This is a genomic window from Niabella digestorum, assembly GCF_036409055.1.
Classification (GTDB): Bacteria; Bacteroidota; Bacteroidia; order Chitinophagales; family Chitinophagaceae; genus Niabella; species Niabella composti.
This window is the reverse complement of the sequence record NZ_JAZGLY010000005.1, coordinates 118,619-141,247: the sequence shown is the minus strand read 5'-3', so window position 1 is coordinate 141,247 and position 22,629 is coordinate 118,619. Positions and strand designations below refer to the sequence as shown.

General features: G+C 42.1%; 17 protein-coding genes. 6 read left to right on the top strand and 11 right to left on the bottom strand.

The window, feature by feature from the left end:
• The first annotated feature begins 174 nt into the window (after window positions 1-174).
• Entirely contained in the window at window positions 175-1,575 is a 1,401-nt protein-coding gene (fumC, locus tag V2H41_RS10005) for a class II fumarate hydratase (protein WP_330975015.1), read from the top strand.
• A gap of 62 nt (window positions 1,576-1,637) precedes the next feature.
• On the opposite strand, the gene trmD is transcribed toward fumC, so the two are convergent.
• Window positions 1,638-2,318 (bottom strand): tRNA (guanosine(37)-N1)-methyltransferase TrmD, encoded by a 681-nt coding sequence (gene trmD, locus V2H41_RS10000; protein ID WP_330975014.1) that lies wholly within the window; start codon window positions 2,316-2,318, stop codon window positions 1,638-1,640.
• A gap of 90 nt (window positions 2,319-2,408) precedes the next feature.
• Complete coding sequence (locus tag V2H41_RS09995; protein ID WP_330975013.1) at window positions 2,409-2,807, bottom strand: RNA-binding S4 domain-containing protein; 399 nt, start codon at window positions 2,805-2,807, stop codon at window positions 2,409-2,411.
• 203 nt (window positions 2,808-3,010) lie between these two features.
• Here V2H41_RS09995 and V2H41_RS09990 point away from each other — a divergent pair, with 203 nt between their 5' ends.
• Genes V2H41_RS09990 through V2H41_RS09975 form a run of 4 tightly spaced genes read left to right on the top strand, consistent with a single transcriptional unit; the run spans window position 3,011 to window position 10,100 of the window.
• Window positions 3,011-5,980, top strand: coding sequence for a TonB-dependent receptor (locus tag V2H41_RS09990; protein WP_330975012.1), 2,970 nt, complete (start codon window positions 3,011-3,013; stop codon window positions 5,978-5,980).
• Window positions 5,981-6,003: 23 nt separating this feature from the next.
• Window positions 6,004-7,335, top strand: a complete 1,332-nt coding sequence (locus V2H41_RS09985) for a DUF4876 domain-containing protein (RefSeq protein ID WP_330975011.1) — start codon at window positions 6,004-6,006, stop codon at window positions 7,333-7,335.
• Between the two features lie 6 nt (window positions 7,336-7,341).
• Complete coding sequence (locus tag V2H41_RS09980; RefSeq protein WP_330975010.1) at window positions 7,342-8,943, top strand: DUF6850 family outer membrane beta-barrel protein; 1,602 nt, start codon at window positions 7,342-7,344, stop codon at window positions 8,941-8,943.
• 17 nt (window positions 8,944-8,960) lie between these two features.
• Window positions 8,961-10,100 carry a cytochrome-c peroxidase gene (locus V2H41_RS09975; protein WP_330975009.1) on the top strand — a complete coding sequence of 380 codons (1,140 nt, stop codon included), beginning with the start codon at window positions 8,961-8,963 and terminating at the stop codon, window positions 10,098-10,100.
• A 58-nt stretch (window positions 10,101-10,158) separates the two neighbouring features.
• On the opposite strand, the gene V2H41_RS09970 is transcribed toward V2H41_RS09975, so the two are convergent.
• From V2H41_RS09970 to V2H41_RS09950, 5 genes are all read right to left on the bottom strand, one after another.
• Window positions 10,159-11,523, bottom strand: a complete 1,365-nt coding sequence (locus V2H41_RS09970) for a dipeptidase (protein ID WP_330975008.1) — start codon at window positions 11,521-11,523, stop codon at window positions 10,159-10,161.
• Window positions 11,524-11,650: 127 nt separating this feature from the next.
• Entirely contained in the window at window positions 11,651-12,826 is a 1,176-nt protein-coding gene (locus tag V2H41_RS09965; protein WP_330975007.1) for an IscS subfamily cysteine desulfurase, read from the bottom strand.
• Between the two features lie 30 nt (window positions 12,827-12,856).
• Window positions 12,857-13,573, bottom strand: coding sequence for a ribonuclease III (rnc, locus tag V2H41_RS09960; protein WP_330975006.1), 717 nt, complete (start codon window positions 13,571-13,573; stop codon window positions 12,857-12,859).
• 4 nt (window positions 13,574-13,577) lie between these two features.
• The gene (gene fabF, locus V2H41_RS09955; protein ID WP_330975005.1) at window positions 13,578-14,828 is read right to left on the bottom strand and encodes a beta-ketoacyl-ACP synthase II; all 1,251 of its coding nucleotides are present in this window, start codon (window positions 14,826-14,828) and stop codon (window positions 13,578-13,580) included.
• Window positions 14,829-14,960: 132 nt separating this feature from the next.
• Window positions 14,961-15,197, bottom strand: coding sequence for an acyl carrier protein (locus tag V2H41_RS09950; protein WP_039135252.1), 237 nt, complete (start codon window positions 15,195-15,197; stop codon window positions 14,961-14,963).
• A 150-nt stretch (window positions 15,198-15,347) separates the two neighbouring features.
• Here V2H41_RS09950 and V2H41_RS09945 point away from each other — a divergent pair, with 150 nt between their 5' ends.
• The gene (locus V2H41_RS09945) at window positions 15,348-15,776 is read left to right on the top strand and encodes a GNAT family N-acetyltransferase (protein WP_330975004.1); all 429 of its coding nucleotides are present in this window, start codon (window positions 15,348-15,350) and stop codon (window positions 15,774-15,776) included.
• A gap of 11 nt (window positions 15,777-15,787) precedes the next feature.
• Here V2H41_RS09945 and V2H41_RS09940 read toward each other — a convergent pair whose 3' ends face one another.
• The 4 genes from V2H41_RS09940 to V2H41_RS09925 form a co-directional block, all read right to left on the bottom strand.
• Complete coding sequence (locus V2H41_RS09940) at window positions 15,788-16,261, bottom strand: YcxB family protein (protein WP_330975003.1); 474 nt, start codon at window positions 16,259-16,261, stop codon at window positions 15,788-15,790.
• Between the two features lie 127 nt (window positions 16,262-16,388).
• Window positions 16,389-17,249 (bottom strand): TraR/DksA family transcriptional regulator, encoded by an 861-nt coding sequence (locus tag V2H41_RS09935; RefSeq protein WP_330975002.1) that lies wholly within the window; start codon window positions 17,247-17,249, stop codon window positions 16,389-16,391.
• A gap of 5 nt (window positions 17,250-17,254) precedes the next feature.
• Entirely contained in the window at window positions 17,255-20,617 is a 3,363-nt protein-coding gene (gene ileS / locus V2H41_RS09930; RefSeq protein ID WP_330975001.1) for an isoleucine--tRNA ligase, read from the bottom strand.
• A gap of 285 nt (window positions 20,618-20,902) precedes the next feature.
• Entirely contained in the window at window positions 20,903-22,612 is a 1,710-nt protein-coding gene (locus tag V2H41_RS09925) for a hypothetical protein (RefSeq protein ID WP_330975000.1), read from the bottom strand.
• Between the last annotated feature and the right edge of the window lie 17 nt (window positions 22,613-22,629).

Sequence of the window (22,629 nt, the reverse complement as noted above, 5' to 3'; positions counted from 1 at the left end):
ACGTGGAGCGCAGTATTATTTAAACATTGTTGCAGATTCAGGAGGAATTATTGCAATGATATTGCAAAAATGAAGTGAGGGAGCAGTATGATTTTGGAGGTAATAAATAAAATTATTTACTATGAATTATCTTAAACAATACCTTTGTTATCATCTTAAATAAATTTTTAAAATATGGATTTCAGAATAGAAAAAGATACGATGGGCGAGGTGAAAGTACCTGTCAACGCCTATTATGGTGCGCAAACTCAACGTTCAATTGAAAATTTTAAAATAGCTCGAGACATCAATTTGATGCCTAAAGAAATTATCCGGGCCTTTGCTTATCTAAAGAAAGCAGCTGCTATTACTAACTATAAAGCCAAAGTCCTTCCCCGGAATAAATACCTTTTAATCAGCAAGGTGTGTGATGAAATTCTGGAGGGTAAGCTGGATAATGAGTTCCCGCTGGTAGTATGGCAAACCGGTAGTGGTACCCAGTCCAATATGAATGTAAACGAGGTGATTGCCAATCGTGCGCATGTACTCAACGGTGGTAAACTTACCGATAAAGAAAAAGTACTGCATCCTAACGATGATGTAAATAAAAGTCAAAGCAGTAATGATACTTTTCCTACGGCCATGCACATTGCGGCTTATAAAATCCTGGTGGAAGTGACCATTCCGGGTATTGAGAAACTGCGTAATACACTAAAGAAAAAAAGTAAGCAGTACATGAAGGTGGTGAAAATTGGTCGTACGCATTTCATGGATGCTACCCCTTTAACCCTGGGTCAGGAGTTGAGTGGCTATGTATCGCAACTGGATCACGGCCTAAAGGCTATTAAAAATACATTGCCTCACCTGAGTGAGCTGGCGCTGGGTGGTACTGCCGTTGGTACAGGTATCAATACTCCCGAAGGATATGCTGAAAATGTGGCTGCGGAAATTGCTAAACTTACCAAACTGCCGTTTAAAACTGCCGAGAATAAATTTGAAGCTCTGGCTGCTCACGATGCTATAGTAGAAGCACATGGCGCGCTAAAAACCGTTGCAGTAAGCCTAATGAAGATTGCTAACGACATTCGTATGCTGGCTAGTGGTCCGCGCAGTGGTATTGGGGAAATCTTTATTCCCGACAATGAACCCGGCTCTTCTATTATGCCGGGGAAAGTGAATCCCACTCAATGTGAGGCGTTAACAATGATTGCGGCACAGGTGTTGGGTAATGATGTAGCTATAAATGTAGGTGGTGCCACCGGTCATTTTGAGCTAAATGTGTTCAAGCCGATGATGATTTACAACTTTTTACACAGCGCTAAGTTGATAGGTGAAGGATGCGTGTCCTTCAACGATAAATGTGCAGTAGGTATTGCTCCTATCGAAGCCAATATCAAAAAACATCTGGATAATTCACTGATGCTCGTAACTGCTTTAAACACTAAGATCGGTTACTATAAAGCTGCAGAGATTGCGCAGAAAGCACATAAAGAAGGAACTACCCTTAAGGAGATGGCCGTGAAACTAGGATATCTTACTGCTGAAGAATTTGATAAATGGGTGGATCCTGCCAAGATGGTTGGAAAATTATCATAGGCCGTATTTAAAAAAGTATCAGCCACGGATATCGGTGCGAGCATCGTCTGTCCGTGGCTTTTTTAATGGTCTCTTAGAAGATCCGGTCTTCTTTCTTTAGTACGTTGAAGCGCCTGCTCGTAACGCCAATCTTCGATTTTCTTATGATCGCCACTCATGAGTACATCAGGCACTTTCATACCATTCCATTCTACTGGACGGGTGTATACAGGAGGGGCTAATAAGTTATCCTGAAAAGAATCGGTAAGGGCCGAAGTTTCATCGCCCAGTACACCAGGTATTAATCTGCCTATGGCATCCACCAGTACGGCTGCAGCCAGTTCTCCACCACTCAATACATAATCTCCGATGGATATTTCCAGCGTCACATATTTTTCCCGAATACGTTCGTCAATGCCTTTGTAATGGCCACAAATAAGTAATAGGTTTTGCTTCAGGGAAAGCATGTTGGCGGTTTTCTGATTCAATGTTTTCCCATCAGGGGTGAGGTAGATGATTTCATCGAACTTCCTCTCTGTGGAAAGTTCTTCAATGGCATTGGCCAGCGGCTCACACATCATTACCATGCCGGCACCACCACCATACTGATAGTCGTCTACTTGCCCATATTCGTTAATAGCCCATTTACGTAAGTGATGTACCTGAACCGTTAGTAGGCCTTTGTCCTGCGCACGTTTCATGATGCTGTGCGAAAACGGGCTGGCCAGTAAATCAGGTTGTACGGTAATGATATCGATGTGCATGGAATATCAAATTTGCAATACTCTTCTTCAAAAGTCCTGTTGGTCACGTTTGCGAAGATAAACGGAAACGGGCTGTCATCAGGAATTTTGCTATTCCCATCCCATAAAATTGTCCAAATCTCGGCGGTCTTTTTTTGTGGGGCGCCCTATTTTGCTTAGGCGTTTGCCACTGAAAAAGGCAGCCGCCTGTACTTTGGCTTTTTCAATTTCTTCGGGAGGCGTGAGGTCGGCATAATATTTAATGGCTTCGGAATATTTTAACCGATTGTGCAATAGGCCGGTAACCTTAATTACCCATTTACGACCTTCGGTACGTACTTCATAAATATCACCAAGGTGTACGTTTTTACCAGGTTTAGCTGGTTCTCCCTCATATTTCACTTTGTTAGCATTGCACGCATCAGTGGCCAGTCGCCGGGTTTTGAACAGGCGAATGGACCATAAATATTTATCTAAACGAAGTTTTTCCGATTTTTCGGCTTCTGCCATACACTTCAATGTTTTTACTCTATTACTCTATGCGTTGATAAAAGCACAAATTTACGAAGGATTTAATGAAGTGAATGGTGGAAGGTAACTTGTATAATGTATTGATTTTGATAGGGGTTACATATTTTGGAGGAAATTTTTCCGTATTTCGTAAATACCGGCTCACCGTGGCGGGGTAACTTTGCGCGTTGAAAAATTAAATAGTGCTCGAAAATATTACAACTCGTTTTCATACCATTCTGTTATTGGCTATATGCTTTTTGTGGAGTGATGCAGTATCAGGGCAAAATGTTTTATCTGGATATGTGCTGGATAAACAGAAGCAGCATCCTATTCCCGGAGCCACGATAACGATAGCAGAAACAGATTTGTGGGCAATTGCCGATAAGGAGGGACGCTTTCGCATCGAGAATGTTCCCATAGGTAAGATAGTGGTTCAAGTTACCAGCCTCAATTACGTCAAACTCTCCTCTGAAATCATCATGAGGGAAGCGGTAGATACGGTTTTCTTCATGATCAAAGATGATCTGGCATTGGAGAATGTAGTGGTTACGGCTACTATCCAAAGTGATGAGGCAAACGGAACCACCTATTCCATCGACCGTAAAGCACTGGATCAACTGCAAATGTTGAGCGTGCAAGATGCTATGAGCTTACTACCCGGAGGAAAAACCAACCGGGATCTTACGCTTACTTCAGGACCTCAGAATCTTTATGTGAATGGTCGTTTTAGCGAGAGTGGTAATCCGGCTTTTGGTGTCGGGGTGGAGGTAGATGGCGTTCGTTTATCACCCAATGCGCTACCGGGTATTACTGCCGTAGATGTACGTAATATTAGTACTACCAATATTGAGAGTATTGAGGTAATTACAGGCGTGCCCTCCGTAGAGTATGGCGACGTGGCTAATGGTATGGTAAGAATCCATACCCGTAAAGGTGTTACACCGCTTACACTGGATATGTCTTCCAAACCCAATACTAAGCAGATCGGTCTTAGCAGAGGTTTTAGCATTGGTAAAAAAGGAGGCGTGTTAAATGCCAGTTGGGAATATACCAAATCGGTTTCCAATATTGCTTCTCCATATACCTCCTACGACAGGAACAGTTTGACGCTTAATTATTCCAACACTTTTAATAAAGCCCGAAAACCTTTATTGCTGAATGTAGGATTCTCGGGAGGTTTTGGGGGCATGAGTACCGAAGCCGATCCGGATAAATTTGTAAATACCTATTCTAAATCGAAGGATAATGTGCTACGTACCCACATTTCGGGAAAATGGTTATTGAATAAAAAATGGATCACCAATCTGGAGGCAACAGTAGGAGTAAACTATAATAACAAATTATCCGAAACCAGTCAGAATAAATCTGCTTCCTCATCACAAGTGTCTATCCGAACAAAGGAAGAAGGATACCACGTAGGGCAGACTTATGACCAAAACCCGAATGCAGACATATTGCTGATTCCACCGGGATATTGGTATGAAATAAGTTATGATGATAATAAGGCACTGAACTATTCCGCCGTGCTTAAAGCTAATTGGGCAAAGCGCGTTAAAAACATTACCAATAATCTGATGATTGGTGGTGAATACCGGGGCAGTAAAAATTTTGGTAAAGGTAATTACTATGCCGACATGCGTTATGCTCCTACCTGGAGAGAGTATCGATATGATGAAGAGCCGGCTATTAATAACTACGCTTTTTATGCGGAAGACAGAGTAAAAATAAAAACAGGCACTCATGCTTATCTTCAATGGGTAGTAGGTATGCGTTCCGATTTTACCAGTGTAAAAGGATCCGAGTATGGTACTGTGAGCAGTCTGTCGCCACGCACCAACCTACGTTATACTTTTTGGGAGCGTCAGCCTAAAACCGTGAGCGACTTGAGTATTCGTGCAGGATGGGGAAGATCGGTAAAACTGCCTTCGTTCAATGTTTTATATAAGGTGCCAGGATATAGAGATATACTGACTTTTGCTCCAGGTACCACTTCGGAAGGGGAGACCTTTTACGCTTATTATACCGTGCCATATACAAGGTTATTTAATCCTGATTTAAAATGGCAGTACACAGTACAAAGTGAGCTTGCTGTGGAGATGAAAATTGCAGGTGTGGCATTGACTATTGTGGCATCTCAAGGAAGAACCAAAAACACATTCGAAAGTGTGGGTATTTATACACCATTTACCTATAAGTTTACAGACCAGTCCGATTTGGAAAATTCTAGCATTCCTATTGCCAACAGGATTTATGCGGTGGATAAGTATACCGGTATTGTAACAGTGAAAGATAGAACCGGTACATTACCTTCGGAAACACTGACGTATAGAGAGTTTACTCGGTTCTACAGCAATCCAATGCCTTTTAATAACCGATATCCGGTAGATAGGAAAAGTATCAGCTTTATTGCCGATTTCAAGCAAATAAAATCCTTGCGTACTTCGTTAAGATTAGACGGAGCTTATTACACTTATAAGCATATCGATGAAACATTGCGCATGTATATGCCCAATACTACCCAAAATATGGCCGATGGTAATCCGTACAAATACATTGGCATTTTCGTGGGAGGGGCATCATCAGCCAATGGAGAGAAAAAAAGACAGGCAGACCTTAATGTAACTACCATAACACATATTCCATCCTTACGCATGGTGCTTACAGCAAGATTGGAAGGTTCTTTGCACAATTACTCGCAAAACCTGAGCGAATATGGAAATATAGGTCGCGGGTTTGTATTGGATAGTAGAGATGCTTATATGCCTTCACAAACGCTTACTGATATCTACGGAAGAGATCGTTTTGTTGGAGTGTATCCACTGTATTATATCAGTCTGGATGACATGAATACACCTATTCCTTTTGCCGAAAAGTTTTTGTGGGCGAAGGATAACGATCCGACATTATATAATGAACTGGCAAAAATGGTAATTAAGACTAACACCAATTACTATTTCAATCCTAATAGAACGTCGTTCTATTACAGTGCCAATATTAGCATCACTAAAGAAATAGGAGAACTGGCATCTATATCATTTAATGCCATCAATTTTTTAAACAATATGAGCCGGGTACGTTCTACCTGGTCCGATACTAAGCTTAGTTTATTCGAAAGCAGTTATATACCCAGGTTTTATTACGGTATTTCTTTGCGATTAAAGTTTAATTAGTAAAAAGCTAAATTCAATATAACATGAAAAATGTAATCTATCTGACGTGCTTGTTCGTTTTAGTATTTGCAGCGTGTAGAAAAAAAGATAGTATCACCTATCCTACTTTTGAAGTTGCCGTACAGCTTACTGATACATCAGGGAACAATTTTACGGTTGCCGGAGTCAATGTAAAGTTAACTGCAACCGGTTCTTCAAACGTATTTGAATCACTTACCGATGCAAGTGGTTTGGCTAAGTTTGTAGTACCGGCAGGTGTATACCAGGCCTCTGCTTCTTATACCCAAGCAGACGGTGTACAGAGAACTATATTTAACGGTAATGCTGATGCTAACATTACCGTTTCTTCAGATTGGGATAAAAATAATATCACAAAAATTACATTGATAGAGGCACAACTATCTCAGGTAATAATAAAAGAGATTTTTGTGGGAGGAACGCTGAAGGACGACGGGTCGGGAACGTTTGAGTTTGATAAGTATATCGTTTTGTATAATAATTCCACTACTCCAGCTACTTTGGAGAATGTATGCCTGGGTATGATTGCTCCTTACAATAGTCAGGCTTCTAACGGTTTTTACGATGAATCAGGGAAATTGTCGTACGAGTCAGAAGGATGGATTCCCGCACCCCAAGGCTACTGGTATTTTCAGCAGAGTGTAACCATACAGCCGGGCAAACAAATAGTAATTGCATTGAACAATGCGGTGAATAATACCATTACTTATTCAAAATCCATCAACTTTGATAATCCAGAATATTATTGTACTTATGATATCTTACAGTATAATAATGCCAATTATTATGTAGCCCCTGCGGCCTCTATTCCCACCAATCATTATTTGAAGGCCGTGAAATACGGAACAGGGAATGCTTGGTCTATAAGCGTAACAAGTCCGGGTGTATTTCTTTTTACCACCAAAGGTACAACACCTACTGCTTTCGGAGCCGATGCTGCTCATAATTATAATGCATGGCTTTCTGCTTATAATGGTAAAAAAGTACCTTTTGATTGGGTGCTGGACGGCGTTGAAGTATATCTATTAAATAACGAAAACAATGTAAAACGTTTTACGTCCAATATTGATGCCGGCTATGTATATCATGTCAACAGGCAGGGTTATTCTATTTACCGCAATGTAGATAAAGAAGCTACAGAAGCGATTGCGGAAAATGCTGGTAAATTGGTATATAATTACGCACTGGGTACGGAAGGTGTTGGTGGTAGTACTGATCCTAGCGGCATCGATGCCGAAGCTTCAATTAAAAACGGGGCGATAATTATATACATGGATACTAATAACTCTACCAAAGATTTTCATTTGCGTAGCAAGCCATCTTTGAGAACTAATTAACCAATAATGCAATTCAGTCGTCTGATAATCGGTTTTATGTTGGGCGCAACACTTGGTTGCGCCAACATATCTATTGCTCAAATCACAGATACTTCTTTTTATGATATCAATTACATAAAAAATAATAATCCCTGGCTACAAACTCATAATCCATCGGGGTTACAATATGTAGATGTGGACAAGGTATCTGTGGCCAATGTAGCCTATGAAAAAGCGGACGGTGCATTCAAAAACTATTATCAGTCTGATAATAGTTATAAAATCAGTATCGGTTCTGAGTCATTTTATCGGCTCAATAGAAATGTTATTTTCTATGGTGCGGTAGATTATCAGAATTTTAGAGGTAAAAACATGCAAGGTAGTGCATGGGTCGACCCTTATACATCACCTCTCAATTTTGACGACAATACTGATTCTACAGCCGGTACCAAAAAGCTGGAAGGGTATACCTTATCCGGTAGTGTAAGCGCTGCCGTGTCGCAGAGATTGACATTGGGAGGTGCCATATCTTATGAAGTGGCTGATTATGCCAAGCTCAAAGATTTGCGGCATATCAACAGATTACTGAATATGGATGTTGCTGCGGGTGTAAATTATACATTATCTAAAGCTGTTAAACTAGGACTTAGTTATAATTACGTTCGTCGTATTGAAAGCTTGAAATTTGAGGTACATGGCAATACGGATAAACAATATCTCGTTTTTTTGAACTACGGTAATTTTTATGGAAGAACGGAGTTGTTTGGCGAGGACGGACTTACCGATGAGCGACGTCCTATTGTCAATAATACCCACGGTATGGCTCTTCAGGCGGATATCCGATTTAGTAATACAGTGAGCCTGTTGAATGAATTTTCTTATGCAAGGCGAAGCGGTTATTATGGTAAGAAGGCAACAGCATCTATTGTTTTTACCGAGCACGATGCAGATAGCTATGAATATACAGGGGTACTGAAGATCCAAAAAAATAAAAATCTGCATCTAATACAGTTAAATGCCGGCTATGAGGATCTTATCAATATGGAGAACGTATATAGTAAAGGCAATACCTCCGGTGGCAGTACTATAATTATTTATCATGGTCAGAACGAAGTATTGAATCGACAAATTACAAAAGGTGCTATTAACTATAAAGGATATCTGGGCGTAGCAAACGACAATCCCTTGTGGGTATTGAACGCATCATTTCAATACATGAATCGCTATCACAAAACATCGTTGTATCCTTTCTTGCGTATTCAGGATTTAAATTTATATGAAGCGGATGCGAATGCTTCTCGAAACTTTATCAAAGGAAAAGATATGTATACGGTGTCTTTAGGTGTTGGATATGGAGGTGGTTCGGGAACACTGCATAGTGATGGAACCTACCAGCCTGTCTCATCGGCGCGTCCTCCAGCCTCAAGAGATAGCTATCTGAATCAGGAATATGAATTTCTCACTGCCTCTCGCATTCGTATTACGCCCGCGGTACAATACGCACAACGAGTGAGTACCAAAACTATCGCTTATTTGCGCGGTGCTACTTCTCTCACAAGTGCATTGAATACACAGTATCTTGGCAAATACTATAACATTTTCCATATTACCTTGGGCTGTCTGTTTTAAACTTATTTTTGCAAATCATGCGTAAGATTTATTTGACTTTAGGGGTGATTGTACTGCTGGGTATGATGTCATTTTCATACACGAACCACGCTGCGCGTACTTTCAAAAGCTATGCAGATTCGATAAGAAGCTTGTACAGCAGGCCCATTAGCGAGTGGCCTAAGCCTCATATTGATTCCGGAGCCATTTGGAGCGAGTTAGGCGTAATTCCCAAAGATGACACCTCGTGGTTTAAAGCTGATAAAGATCCTGTGACCCGCCTAGGAATGTTTTTGTTTTTCGATCCGCGTCTTTCGGGCTCTAATCAGATTTCCTGTAGTAGCTGTCATGATCCAGATCTGGCTTGGCAAGACGGAAGAGTAGTGGCTCTGGGTAATGATCATATGCAAGGCAAGCGCAATACCATGAGCCTTTTAAATGTACATATCTATCCCAAATTGTTCTGGGATGGTAGGGCGAATGATTTTGCTTCGCAGATGATAGAACCTTTGAGTGCGCATCACGAAATGAATATGGAAGTGCCTCTGTTGAGCGAGAAGCTTTCAAAGATTCAAGGGTACAGAGATTTATTTGAAAAAGCATACGGTACTCCTGAAATCGATTTTGATAAAATATCTACTGCACTTGCCGCATTTCAGAAAATCATCAAGAGCAGGGCTACACGCTACGATCGTTTCCTGAGTGGAGAATATCATGTATTTACTGATGATGAAGTAGTGGGGCTACATTTGTTCCGCACTAAGGCGCGTTGTATGAACTGTCATAGCGGTCCTTATCTCACAGATACCTCTTTTCATAATATAGGCCTTACTTATTACAAAAGGAAGTATGAGGATTTAGGGCGATATAATGTTACTAAAAATCCGGAAGACGTGGGTCGTTTTCGCACTCCCTCTTTGCGCGAACTGGAAAGAACGCGTCCCTGGATGCATAATGGTTTATTTGATAATCTGGAAGGAATTGTAAATATGTATAACAGCGGAATGCCACAACCTCCAAAAACGGAAGAGCAAAAAAATGATCCGCTATTTCCTAAAACAGACAGATTGATCAAAAAACTGGATTTGACAAAAGAGGAAAAAGCACAGCTAGTGGCTTTTCTGAAGACACTAACCGGAACTCCCTATCGCATGCGTCGTCCGGAGTTGCCAAAATAGCTGATAAAAAGTAAATATTTTGAAATATAAAAGCCGGTACAACTGTACCGGCTTTCTTTTATTCTGCAAAGTATTTGTGGAAATAAGGTATCGTTTCAATACCCTTAAAATAGTTTTCAACATTATATTTTTCGTTGGGACTGTGTAGTCCGTCGTTATCCAGACCAAAGCCCATGAAAATAATCTGAGTGCCTAATTCTTTCTCGAGGGTATGACAGATAGGAATGCTGCCTCCTCCTCTTACGGGAATTGGTGTTTTCCCGAAAGTTGTCTCGAGTGCTTTACTGGCTGCCTGGTATCCCTTACTGTCTATAGGTGTATTATAAGCTTCGCCGCCATGATGTTCAAAAGCATTTACGGTAACACAGGACGGGGCTATTTTTCTGAAGTAATCTAACAACAATTGAGTAATTTTTTCGCTGCTTTGATTAGGTACCAGTCGCGCAGAGATTTTAGCAGTGGCTTTAGCAGGTAGAACAGTTTTAGAACCCTCTCCTGTATAACCACCCCATATACCGTTCAATTCCAGTGTGGGTCTGATACCCGTTCTTTCATAAGTGGTATAACCTTTTTCTCCCCATAGTTCTTTAATGCCGATTTCTTTCTTGTACTCTTCTTCATCAAAGGGCGCTTTGTTAATCAATGCACGTTCTTCATCCGATACTGTAACCACATCATCATAAAACCCGGGTATGGTAATATGATTGTTTTCGTCGTGGCAGCTGGCAATCATTTTAGAAAGCACAACAATGGGGTTTGCTACTGCGCCACCGTAAGAGCCACTGTGCAAATCGCGAGCTGCTGAGGTTACTTCTACTTCTATATAACTTAATCCGCGTACTCCCGTATCGAGGGATGGAGTGTCCATGCTCAATAAAGCACTATCACTGATGAGGATCACATCGGCCTTCAAGAGATCCTTGTTGGCCGCAACAAATTTTGCCAGGTTGGGAGAGCCCACTTCTTCTTCACCCTCGATGATGAATTTAATATTAGTGCACATGGTGTTGGTATTTACCATAGTTTCCAGTGCCTTTAGGTGCATGTAAAACTGTCCTTTGTCATCAGCACTGCCACGAGCATATATTTTGCCATCGATAATAGTGGGTTGAAATGGAGGGGTGTGCCACAGTTCTAGCGGTTCTACAGGTTGTACGTCGTAATGTCCGTATACCAGTACGGTAGGCTTATTGGGATCGATAATTTTTTCGCCGTACACCACCGGATGACCGCCGGTTTCCATTACTTGGGCTTTATCGCAGCCGCTGGCCAGTAAGGCGTCTTTTATAGCTTCGGCGCATTTGATCATATCACTCTTATGTTCGCTTCTGGCACTTACTGAAGGGATGCGTAGCAGCTCCAGCATTTCTTCCAGAAATCTGTCTTTATTTTTTTCTTGGTATTCTTTCCAAACCTGGCTCATAGTACATTGTTTTTTTAGATAAGGACGAATAATAGATAAGAACGAAGGTAACAGAAATTGATGTAAGTTGGGAGGGAACGAGTGGGATAATACCCAATTCGGCAATGCTTTTAACGGAATTATTGCATTAACCGATGAACATACCCTCGTTTCTGAGTTGTGTGACTTTTTCGTTTACTTCACGAATGGCAAAGTCTATCTCTTCTTCGGTAGTGAATCGCCCAATGCTAAACCGCAGAGCTGCGCGTGCATGCGTATCGTCAATGCCCATGGCGGATAAAACATAGGATGGATCCAGACTACCGCTGGTACAGGCTGAGCCCGAAGAAAGCGCAATACTTTTATTTAATGCAGAAAGTAATAATCCGCTGTTCAAAGGAGGGAAAGAGATGTTCAGCACGTTCGGTAGTCGCTGACTGGGATGCCCGTTTAAAGTAGTGTTGGGTATTTGCAATAGACCGTCTTTCAAACGATCGCGCAGTCGTGTTAATCGCTCTTGTTCTGTGGACAACTCCTCCATACAGATGCTACAGGCTTTTCCAAATCCCACAATGCCGGTAACATTTAAGGTGCCACTGCGCAGATTGTTTTCGTGGCCTCCACCAGTTATCTGCGGTGCGATTTTTACACGTGGATTACGGCTTCGGATATATAATGCGCCTACCCCTTTAGGACCATAGATTTTGTGCGAACTAAAGGCCAGTAAGTCTATTTCCGAGGCAAGAACATCTATGGGTATTTTACCTACCGCCTGAGTAGCATCGCAAAAGAATAGTACTTTATGTTGTTTGCAAATTTTTCCAATTTCGGCAACGTTTTGTACCACACCGGTTTCGTTATTGGCTAGCATGATGCTCACTAAAATGGTAGAGGGTGTGATGCTTTGCTCTAGTGCAGTTAAATCGATAAGCCCGTTGGCATCTACATCCAGATAAGTAATAATTGCTCCTTTTTTTTCAAGAGCTTTGCAGGTGTCCAGAACGGCTTTATGTTCGGTCTTTGTGGTGATGATATGATTGCCTTTTACGGCATATAACTCCACTACTCCGCGGAGGGCTAAGTTGCAAGCTTCTGTAGCCCCTGAGGTAAAAACAATTTCTTTAGGCTGTGCATGAATAATTTGGGCTACTTGCTCGCGGGCCAATTCTACTGCGGCTTCGGCCTGCCATCCGTAACTATGAATACGGCTGGCTGTATTGCCAAAGAGCCGGGTAAAATAAGGCAACATAGCGTCAACCACACGCTCATCACAAGGTGTAGTAGCACTGTAATCCATATATACAGGTACGGAAAGTATAGACATACCTTAAAGGTAAATAAAAAAGAAAGGAGACTACTGATTGTTAAGACCTAAAATCTCGATAGCCTTATTGGCTGCAATTTGCGAAGCATCTTTTTTATTAAAAGCTGTAGCCTGGGCGATACTTTCGCCATCTACCACGGCGGCTACCGTAAACAAACGGCGACCGTTCTCCACTTTTTCGTCAACGGTGACAAATTCCAGTGCTTTTCCATTTTTATTGGCCCAGCCGTAGAGCTTGTTTTTATGGTTGATTTCGAGATTTTCGAGCTCATCCATAAACATATGTGGCGTGATGATATAATCCTGCACCCAGCGACGGGTGCGCTCATATCCATAGTCCAGATAGATAGCGCCGACCAGTGCTTCTAGGGTATTACCAAAGATATGGCTGGTTTTCAGGCAGTGGTCGGCCTTATTGTATTTAGTAATTTTTTTCAGCCCCATGCGTACCGCTATATCATTGAGTTGTTGGCGGTTCACCATTTTGCTGCGCATCTCGGTTAAAAATCCTTCACCATGATACGGGTAGCGGCGAAAAAGATAATCAGCCGTAATAGCGCCCAGAATGGCATCGCCCAAATATTCCAATCGCTCGTTATTCTCATCTACATTTTCGCTAACGGAACGATGGGTAAGGGCGGTTTTATATAAAGAGTAGTTCTTAGGAGTGAATCCCAAGATGTTCTTTAACTCCTTAATGAAAGAGCCGTCTGACTTTTTTACAAATAAATTCCTAATGAAACTCACTAACTTATTTGTATTTCTTTACAATGATGCAAGCGTTGTGCCCTCCGAAACCAAAAGTGTTACTGAGTGCCACATTTACCACTCTTTCCTGTGCTTTATTGAATGTAAAGTTAAGATTGGGGTCTAGTTCCGGATCATCAGTAAAGTGATTGATGGTAGGCGGAACGATATCGTGGACTACACTTTTGATGCAGGCTATAGCTTCAATAACTCCTGCGGCACCTAGGCAATGGCCTGTCATACTTTTAGTGGAACTAATATTGAGCTTATAAGCGTGTTCTCCAAATACGTCCAGAATAGCTTTTACTTCGGCAATATCACCCAGCGGGGTGGATGTACCGTGGGTATTGATATAATCTACTGCAGTAACGTCGAGCCCTGCATCTTTCAATGCTGCAAGCATAACGTTTTTCGCTCCTAATCCTTCGGGATGAGGAGCTGTAATATGATAAGCATCGGCTGTGGCTCCGCCACCCACTATTTCACAATAAATTTTGGCGCCACGTGCCAGTGCGTGTTCTAATTCTTCCAATACCAATACACCGGCAGCTTCACCCATTACAAAGCCATCTCTGTCTTTGTCATAAGGTCTGCTGGCTGTAGCGGGATCATCGTTGCGTTCGCTCATGGCTTTCATGGCGTTGAATCCGCCCACACCTGCTTCGCTGATAACGGCTTCGCTACCTCCGGTGAGAATAATATCGGCCTTGCCTAAGCGAATCAGGGTTAAGGCATCAATCATAGCGTTGGTGCTGCTGGCACAGGCACTTACCACGGCGTAGTTCGGACCTCTTAAATTATGTCTCATGCTGATGTGTCCGGCAGCAATATCCAGAATCATCTTAGGGATAAAGAAAGGGTTGAATTTAGGCGTACCATCTCCCTTGGCGAATTCTGCTACCTCGTTTTGGAATGTGATGAGCCCTCCAATTCCGCTTCCTAAAACCACACCCACTCTGTCGGGGTTAATGGTGTCTTTACTAAGACCGGCATCTTTCATAGCCTGGTCGCTGGCTACGAGGGCAAACTGAGAAAAACGATCGAGCTTTCTCGCTTCCTTTTTATCCAGATAATCTGTGGGTTCAAAATTTTTTACCTCACAGGCAAACCGGGTTCTGAATTTTGATGCATCAAACAATGTAATAGGTGCAGCGCCAGAAACTCCGTTTATCAGGCCGTTCCAATATTCATCTATCGTATTGCCGAGCGGTGTTAACGCGCCCATTCCAGTAACTACTACCCTTTTTAATTCCATAAGCCGTGCAGCTCAACGTTAAGAAAAACCGCCTTTGTGAGGGTATACCACTTGCAAAGGCGGATATAAAGTTCGCTAATTTCTGTCAAACTCTATCGGATGAGTGACAGATAAGCTTTTTTGTTCAAATTTTTATTTAGCGTGTTCTTCTAAATATGAAACAGCCTGTCCAACAGTGGTGATGGTTTCAGCCTGTTCGTCGGGAATAGAAATATTAAACTCTTTTTCAAATTCCATAATCAGTTCAACAGTATCTAAAGAATCAGCGCCCAGGTCATTGGTAAAAGACGCTTCGTTAGTTACTTCTGCTTCGTCAACACCTAATTTGTCAACGATGATTTTTTTAACTCTTGTTGCAATGTCTGACATATCTGATTGTTTTTATTGTTGAGTGCAAAAATAGAGTTTTTGACTAAATAACTACCAGAAACAAAAAAAAATGTAAAAATGTTACGCTGCCAATAAAATTTGGTATTTTTCAGTTTATCATACAATATATCGGACCATAAAATTACCACTATGGCCCTAAAAATCATTGATTACGACTCCAAGGAATATTGGAAGATGGTGGAACTGCGCAATGAAATCTTGCGCAAACCGCTGGGCATGACGCTGAATGAACAGGACATTCAGGCCGATAAAGATCATATTCTGATTGGAGCTTTTGAAGATGATGAACTGCTTGGATGCTGCATACTGGTAAGAGGACAGGAAGGTTCTGCCATATTGCGGCAAATGGCCGTTCGAAGTCAATTGCAGGGAAAAGGTATTGGCCGCGCTTTAATAGAATTTGCAGAGACAATTGCGCGCGATTCTGGTTACAGCGAAATTGCTATGGATGCTCGAGCCAGCGCAGTAGGATTTTATGAAAAAATGGGCTATAGACCCTGTAGTGAGCCATTTGAAAAAGTATCTATCCCACACGTATTAATGAAAAAGCGCATTTGATTCGCCTATTATTATCCCACTTTTGCTTTCAAGAGGTTATGTAACTGTAGCATTTGCTCGTTGGTGACGAAGGCGTCTTTGGGAATCAGTAGAAATGAACGTGTGTCAAAATAAAGATGGAAAAAATGGGGCGTTTCGCGGAAGGAATGTAGCGCCGTATAAGGCCAGCTTCTTGAGCCTGTTTCGTGCTCTAATGTAAAATCATCCTCATTAAAATGCATAGAAAAGCCATGCTTAAAAGTTTCCGCCTTGCGATATACAAAGCCCGGTAGTACAAACCATATGGCAATCATCAATACAATCCATAATAGGGAATAGGTAAGAAAAGCCACCGGAGTGATCTTGCCCATCATATACCAGATAAGCGAGGCAATGGCAAATACATTTACCATGATAATCATAATCCGAATTTCCTTCTTAGCTATGAAATGGTAGCGTAGCGCTTGAATTACCTGCTTTTTATTGTATTGAAATGAGATGGTCATGACAATTATGCTTTATTTACCTGCGGATTATAGGAGCTTATCCCCGGTTTGTAATATATAAAGCAATAAAAGCGAAGCGTTTATGCTTCGCTTTTATGCAATGAATGTATTTTACTGTTAAGACCGTTTATTTGTTATTGTTAAGCATTGATTTTGCCTCAATACTCAATGTGGCATGAGGTACGGCACGCAAACGGGCTTTGTCGATAAGATTTCCTGTAACCCGACAGATACCGTAGGTTTTGTTTTCTACACGCATTAAGGCTTTTTCCAAATGGTCGATAAACTGAATTTGGCGGCTGGCTAATTGGCTCAGCTGCTCGCGTTCCATACTTACACTACCATCTTCCATAGTCATATAACGACCTTCATCCATGTCTCCTCCTTCGTCACGGCGTGTAATTAGCCCCTGTAAATAAGCCAGCTCTTTTTTGGCCGCATCTAATTTTTTCAAAATAATTTCCTTAAACTCTTGCAATTCCGCATCTGAATATCTCACTACTGGTTTCACTGGTTCATCTTTAGGGGTGTCTAAAATACTTTTTGTAAACTCCGGTTGGTATTTAACCGAGCTTTTGGTAGAAAGTTTCGGTACTACCGGTGTTGGGGTAGATTGTTCTTTTTTAGGGCTAGTTTTTTGTTGGGTTTTTGATTGGCTACCGGCAGCTTTTACTGCTTGTTTGGGTTCTGCTTTTTTAGTTGCTGTTTTTTGAGGTGCAGCTTTGGCTTTTGCAGCAGTACTTTTTACTGTTGTTTGTTTTTTAGTTGCTGCTTTTTTTGCCGGAGTCGCTTTCGCTGCAGTTTTCTTAGCTGCAGCAGTTTTTGTTTTTGCTGGAGCTGTTTTCTTCTTAGCTGCCGCTTTTGTAGCAGTACTTTTCTTAGTTGCTGTTTTCTTAGCAACTGCTTTTACTGTGGTTTTAGCGACAGTTTTTTTCTGCTTTTTGGCCGGCGTTGCTTTTTTTGCCGGTGTACTTTTTTTTGTAGCCATGTAGTTTACCCTTTTTTAGAAACAATCGTTTGTAAAATGTTATCATTCACATCAATTTCTATACCATCATTTCCCGAAATTGGCTGGAAATTAATATTTTCAGCCAATATTTCCGCGCAAATATAGTCTTTAAACCTGTTTAAAGAACTTTTTAGTGCTTCATTTGCGTCAACAATCACTTCTATTTTATCTGTCAGCTCAAATCCTTTGTCTTTGCGTATCTTCTGAATACGGTTAATGAATTCCCTTGCATCACCCTCTTGTTGTAGCTCGGGGGTGATGGTGATATCCAATGCAACCGTTAGAGCGCCCTTGGAGGATACGGTCCATCCCGGAATATCCTCACTGGTGATTTCCGTTTCCTCTAATTTGATATCAATCGCCTCACCTTCCAAATGTAAGGTATAAACACCATTTCGTTCTAATTGGTTGATATCTTCTTGGGTGAATTGGGCTAGGGCCGCGGAAACCGCTTTCATTTTAGGCCCAAGTTTCTTACCTAATAATACAAAATTAGGTTTAATTCTTTTCTTTATGAATCCGTCGGTTTCGGTTAAATACGCTATTTCTTTAACGTTTACTTCGGATTTTATCAAGTCTTCTACCTTTTCCAGCTGTGTTTTCATTGCCAGATTAAGTACCGGAATGAGCGCTTTCTGTAAAGGCTGACGCACCTTGATGTTGACTTTCTTTCTTAGCGACAAAATGAGTGAGCTGGCATCCTGTGCCAGTTGCATTCTTTCCTCTAATTCTTTATCAATGAACGCGGTATTGGCAGTAGGGAAGAGCGCATGGTGCACCGATTGGTGAGGATGACGGCCGGTAACCTCATTGAGGTTCTGGTAAATAGCATCACTGAAGAATGGTGCGATAGGAGCCATCAAGGTAGCTACAGTTTCCAGACATTCATACAACGTCTGATAAGCTGAAATTTTATCAGCTTCGTACTCTCCTTTCCAGAAACGACGCCGGCACAGGCGCACATACCAGTTGCTTAGCTGTTCATCCACAAAATCTTCAATCAACCTACCCGCCTGTGTGGGCTCGTAATTGTCCATCGCCTGTGTTACGTTTTGAACGAGCGAATGTAGCGAGGAAATAATCCAGCGGTCGATTTCCGGGCGCTCGTTTAACGGCATATAAGGCTCTTTAAAGGTAAAGCCGTCTACATTGGCATATAAAGCGAAGAACTGATAAGTATTGTATAAAGTACCGAAGAATTTACGCTGTACTTCTTTGATTCCGTTGATATCAAATTTTAGATTATCCCAAGGGGATGCATTGGTGATAAGATACCAGCGCGTAGCATCTGCGCCAAATTTTTCAATGGTATCGAAGGGGTCTACCACATTGCCCAGACGTTTACTCATTTTATTGCCGTTCTTATCCAGCACCAAGCCGTTGCTCACGACGGTTTTGAATGCTACACTGCCATACAGCAGCGATGCAATAGCATGCAATGTGTAGAACCATCCTCTGGTTTGGTCTACTCCCTCACAGATAAAGTCTGCAGGGAAGTTGTTTTCGAAAGGATGATTGAAAGGCTGTGGATCTCCTGCCCTAAGCTTTTCGTAGTTGAGTCCCCATTGTGCATAGGGCATCGCTCCGCTATCAAACCAAACATCTATCAGGTCCGGTTCGCGGCGCATAGGTTTGCCGGAGTCGCTTACCAGTATAATTTCGTCTACATAGGGTTTATGTAGGTCTTTAAGGCCTTCTTCAAGGAATTTTTTATTGGTATCTCCCCCTAATACTTCTGCAGCTTTTTTAATTTCTGCGTTCAGCTCTTCTATGGAGCCGATGCATTTTGCTTCTTCACCATCTTCAGTACGCCATACGGGCAGCGGGGTTCCCCAGAAACGGCTGCGACTTAGGTTCCAATCCACCATATTTTCCAACCAGTTGCCAAAACGGCCTTCCCCTGTAGATTTGGGTTTCCAGTGGATGGTTTTGTTTAGTTCTACCATTTTATCCCTAAGTGCTGTGGTTCTAATAAACCAAGCATCTAGAGGATAGTACAAAATAGGTTTATCGGTACGCCAGCAATGTGGATAGCTGTGCTCGTATTTTTCTACTTTAAAGGCACGACCTTTTAGTTTCAGATCTACCGATATGTCTACATTTACGTCTACGTAGTTCGGATCGTCTTTATAGTTCTTAACAAAGCGGCCACTGTACTCACCTACACCGTCAATAAACTTTCCTTCGCGGTCTACGAGCGTAATAATACCTAGATTATTTTTCTGTCCTACTTTGTAGTCGTCGGCACCAAATGCTGGAGCTGTGTGTACAATACCGGTACCGTCTTCGGTTGTTACGAAGTCGCCTATTACTACTTTGAAGGGATCTGCATCAGGAGTAATAGCGCGAATAGCTTCCAAGTTATTAGCCTCAAAAGGCATGAGTTGTTCGTAACGCAGGCCTTCTAAGTCCTTACCTTTGAAGGTTGCCAGTACTTTCCAGGGAATAATTTTATCTTCTTTTTGATAAGCTTCAAAATTGCCGTCTTTTCCTTCGGGTTTGAAGTATTTGTGGAGCAGCGCTGTAGCTAGAATTACATTTTGGCGCTCTTGTGTATAAGGATTGAAAGAGGCTACCAAGCTGTACTCGATATCGGCACCTACGGTCAACCCCAAATTGGAAGGCAATGTCCAAGGGGTAGTAGTCCAGGCCATGAAGTAGATATCTTCTTCAAACTCTTTCAACACGCCATCTTTGATGGCCTTAAAGAGCACTGTAGCACTGGTGTCTTTAACATCTTTGTAAGTACCGGGCTGATTCAGCTCGTGCGAGCTTAACCCTGTTCCGGCTGCCGGAGAATAAGGTTGAATACTTACACTTTTGTAAAGTAATCCTTTATTAAATAGTTGTTTTAATAAATACCATAGCGTTTCGATGTATTCATTGGTAAAAGTGATGTAAGGGTCGTTCAAATCCACCCAGTATCCCATTTTGCGGGTAAGGTCGTCCCACTGATTTTTGAAACGCAATACTGCCTCGCGGCATTTTTTGTTGTATTCTTCTACAGATATTTTCTTTCCAATATCTTCTTTGGTAATGCCTAATTCTTTTTCCACTCCCAACTCTACAGGCAGGCCGTGCGTATCCCATCCACCTTTGCGTTTTACCTGATAACCACGCATGGTTTTGTAACGGCATACGAGGTCTTTCAGAGTTCGGGAAATTACGTGGTGAATACCGGGCATACCATTAGCACTGGGCGGTCCTTCGTAAAAAACAAATGGTGTTGCCCCTTCTCTTAAGGAAACGCTTTTTTCAAAGGCTTCCTGCTCTGTCCATTTCTGTAAGATTGCTTTCTCTATCTCGGGTAAATTCAACCCTTGGAACTCATGGTATTTTACGCTCATACTCTACTAAAAATGAGTGCAAAGGTAAGGAATATAAGAGGTTTTGTTTTTATATAGGTGCCTTTGTTCCGAATCTGTATCCAAAATCTTTAAAATTCAGTCGGATATAAACCTCAGAAATGGTTTCATCTAATGGTTTTTTATAATATTTTATATTGATAAATGTGTTTCTTAGTATATGTACCCTCAAATGGGAATGTATAAATACCCAAGTAGTCGCAGGAATAAAAACGCCGCGATGAAGGTCTAATTCATACGCGGCATTTGGATGGTATGTTACACGTCTTATCTGGAGGCGTTATAGTTGATGACTATTCCATCGGCATATAGCTTTCCATTCTGCTTGGTAATGGAGGCGCCGGAAGGCACTTGTACCAATACCATCGCTTCCTTAGCGGGTATACTGATTTTCTTTTTGCCTTTGATATTTCGGGCAATGAATTGACCCGATACGCAATCGTACAAATCGATTTTATGTGTGCCGGCATTGTGGATTTGCACCTTCTTGGCTTTCGAATGTGAATTGTAATACAGGTACGAAGGATAAGCTTTGTCGCGGAAGAAATCGGTAGCTAATAAGTCTAATTCCAAAATACCTTCTACATTGGTGCGGCGTATAATACTGCCGAAAATTCCTACGTGACTGCTGCCGTACACGCTAAATTGCGATACATCAGGGTTTTTGTCGGGCACCCAAAGCGGGCCATCGCCTTGCGCTAAAGGACCGGGCTTATCGGCGTATTCGGGATAGGATGATTTGCGAATGATACCTTCGTAAGCAATCACGCCTTTGGTAACCTCGGCTTTGTGCGGCAATGCTTGAAATGCTTTGGGCATGTACTGCGGATAAAACAGCTTGGCGGCATTGGCGGCATTGAGCATCCATTTGCCGATGGCTTTGGCATAAGAGACATCGTAACGCACCATCGGTACTAAGGGCCAGGCGGCATCGTAAGTGTTCATTAAAAATGCATAGCCGCCTCTATCCACAGTGCTGCCGAAAGTCCCTGAAATATCGATACCGTTCCAACGGCCGTGCAAGGCACCCCAACCTTCGCGGCAAACAGCGGTACCGTCGAAGCTCCACTCCACGAACTTGCGGGTATCGAATTGCTGATGTTGTTCGGCATTGATGCGGGCAGCAATATAGGCTCCGAACGGCATCAAAACTTCGTAATTCGGGTTTTCTTTTACGGCCTGCAACGCTTTTAAAGCACTGAGTGCACCTTTCAGATATTTTTCATCGCCGAATTTTTTATACGCCATATACAACACCCAAGCATGACCAGCCGCTGCATCGGGCTGTATGCAGATTTCTGTAGTATGGGGTTGCAGGGTTCCGTAATTGAAATAAGTATAATTGTAGTTGCCTTTCAATACTGAGTCGGCCCGATAGAACTGGTCAGCAATGGTACGGGCTATCCAGTCGAAATCTTTTTCGTTGGGGTATAGATCGTAAATAGCATAAAAAAGCAGATTGGGATAAACATCGTACCACCAGTCGCGACCATATCCGCCACCCAACAACGCTACTTCGGGGCAGGTGTTATTCATCATGATGTTCCAACCTGTTTCGCGGTTGAAGTAGTTTTTCAGCATGGCCACATAGTTGTAGGTTTGCTTGCTTTTATCAATACCAACCAGTGAAGCGCCCAATATAGCGCCCATGCTGCCCAGAGATTCATGGAACATGCCTCTGTTGTTGGTCCCCTGACGGGCATCACCGATAGCGGTATAGATACCTACAACAGGTTGGTTGAAATTTTTACCACTACTATCCCACCATACCAAAGGCCAGTAATCGCCAGTGGCATTAAAATCGTATACTTTTTTATCGAAATCTTTGGCCAGTTGCCGGAAATCGATGATGCCGAAAGGCTGTGGGCAATCGGGCATTGAATCAATTTTTGGCAGTGACTGTTGTATCACTTGAGCTTTATTGATGGTAGCCCATGTCAGGCATATCCATATCAAGCAAATCGTTCTCACCTTCATGACTTTAGTTTTATTTT

What these genes read in the sequence shown, in the direction of transcription:
- V2H41_RS09995 (WP_330975013.1), bottom strand. Translation starts at nt 2,807, where the DNA reads ATGGCAGAAGCCGAAAAATCGGAAAAACTTCGTTTAGATAAATATTTA.
- V2H41_RS09975 (WP_330975009.1), top strand. Translation starts at nt 8,961, where the DNA reads ATGCGTAAGATTTATTTGACTTTAGGGGTGATTGTACTGCTGGGTATG.
- ileS (WP_330975001.1), bottom strand. Translation starts at nt 20,617, where the DNA reads ATGAGCGTAAAATACCATGAGTTCCAAGGGTTGAATTTACCCGAGATA.
- fumC (WP_330975015.1), top strand. Translation starts at nt 175, where the DNA reads ATGGATTTCAGAATAGAAAAAGATACGATGGGCGAGGTGAAAGTACCT.
- V2H41_RS09965 (WP_330975007.1), bottom strand. Translation starts at nt 12,826, where the DNA reads ATGTCTATACTTTCCGTACCTGTATATATGGATTACAGTGCTACTACA.
- trmD (WP_330975014.1), bottom strand. Translation starts at nt 2,318, where the DNA reads ATGCACATCGATATCATTACCGTACAACCTGATTTACTGGCCAGCCCG.
- V2H41_RS09970 (WP_330975008.1), bottom strand. Translation starts at nt 11,523, where the DNA reads ATGAGCCAGGTTTGGAAAGAATACCAAGAAAAAAATAAAGACAGATTT.
- V2H41_RS09950 (WP_039135252.1), bottom strand. Translation starts at nt 15,197, where the DNA reads ATGTCAGACATTGCAACAAGAGTTAAAAAAATCATCGTTGACAAATTA.
- fabF (WP_330975005.1), bottom strand. Translation starts at nt 14,828, where the DNA reads ATGGAATTAAAAAGGGTAGTAGTTACTGGAATGGGCGCGTTAACACCG.
- V2H41_RS09980 (WP_330975010.1), top strand. Translation starts at nt 7,342, where the DNA reads ATGCAATTCAGTCGTCTGATAATCGGTTTTATGTTGGGCGCAACACTT.
- V2H41_RS09945 (WP_330975004.1), top strand. Translation starts at nt 15,348, where the DNA reads ATGGCCCTAAAAATCATTGATTACGACTCCAAGGAATATTGGAAGATG.
- V2H41_RS09940 (WP_330975003.1), bottom strand. Translation starts at nt 16,261, where the DNA reads ATGACCATCTCATTTCAATACAATAAAAAGCAGGTAATTCAAGCGCTA.
- V2H41_RS09935 (WP_330975002.1), bottom strand. Translation starts at nt 17,249, where the DNA reads ATGGCTACAAAAAAAAGTACACCGGCAAAAAAAGCAACGCCGGCCAAA.
- V2H41_RS09925 (WP_330975000.1), bottom strand. Translation starts at nt 22,612, where the DNA reads ATGAAGGTGAGAACGATTTGCTTGATATGGATATGCCTGACATGGGCT.
- V2H41_RS09985 (WP_330975011.1), top strand. Translation starts at nt 6,004, where the DNA reads ATGAAAAATGTAATCTATCTGACGTGCTTGTTCGTTTTAGTATTTGCA.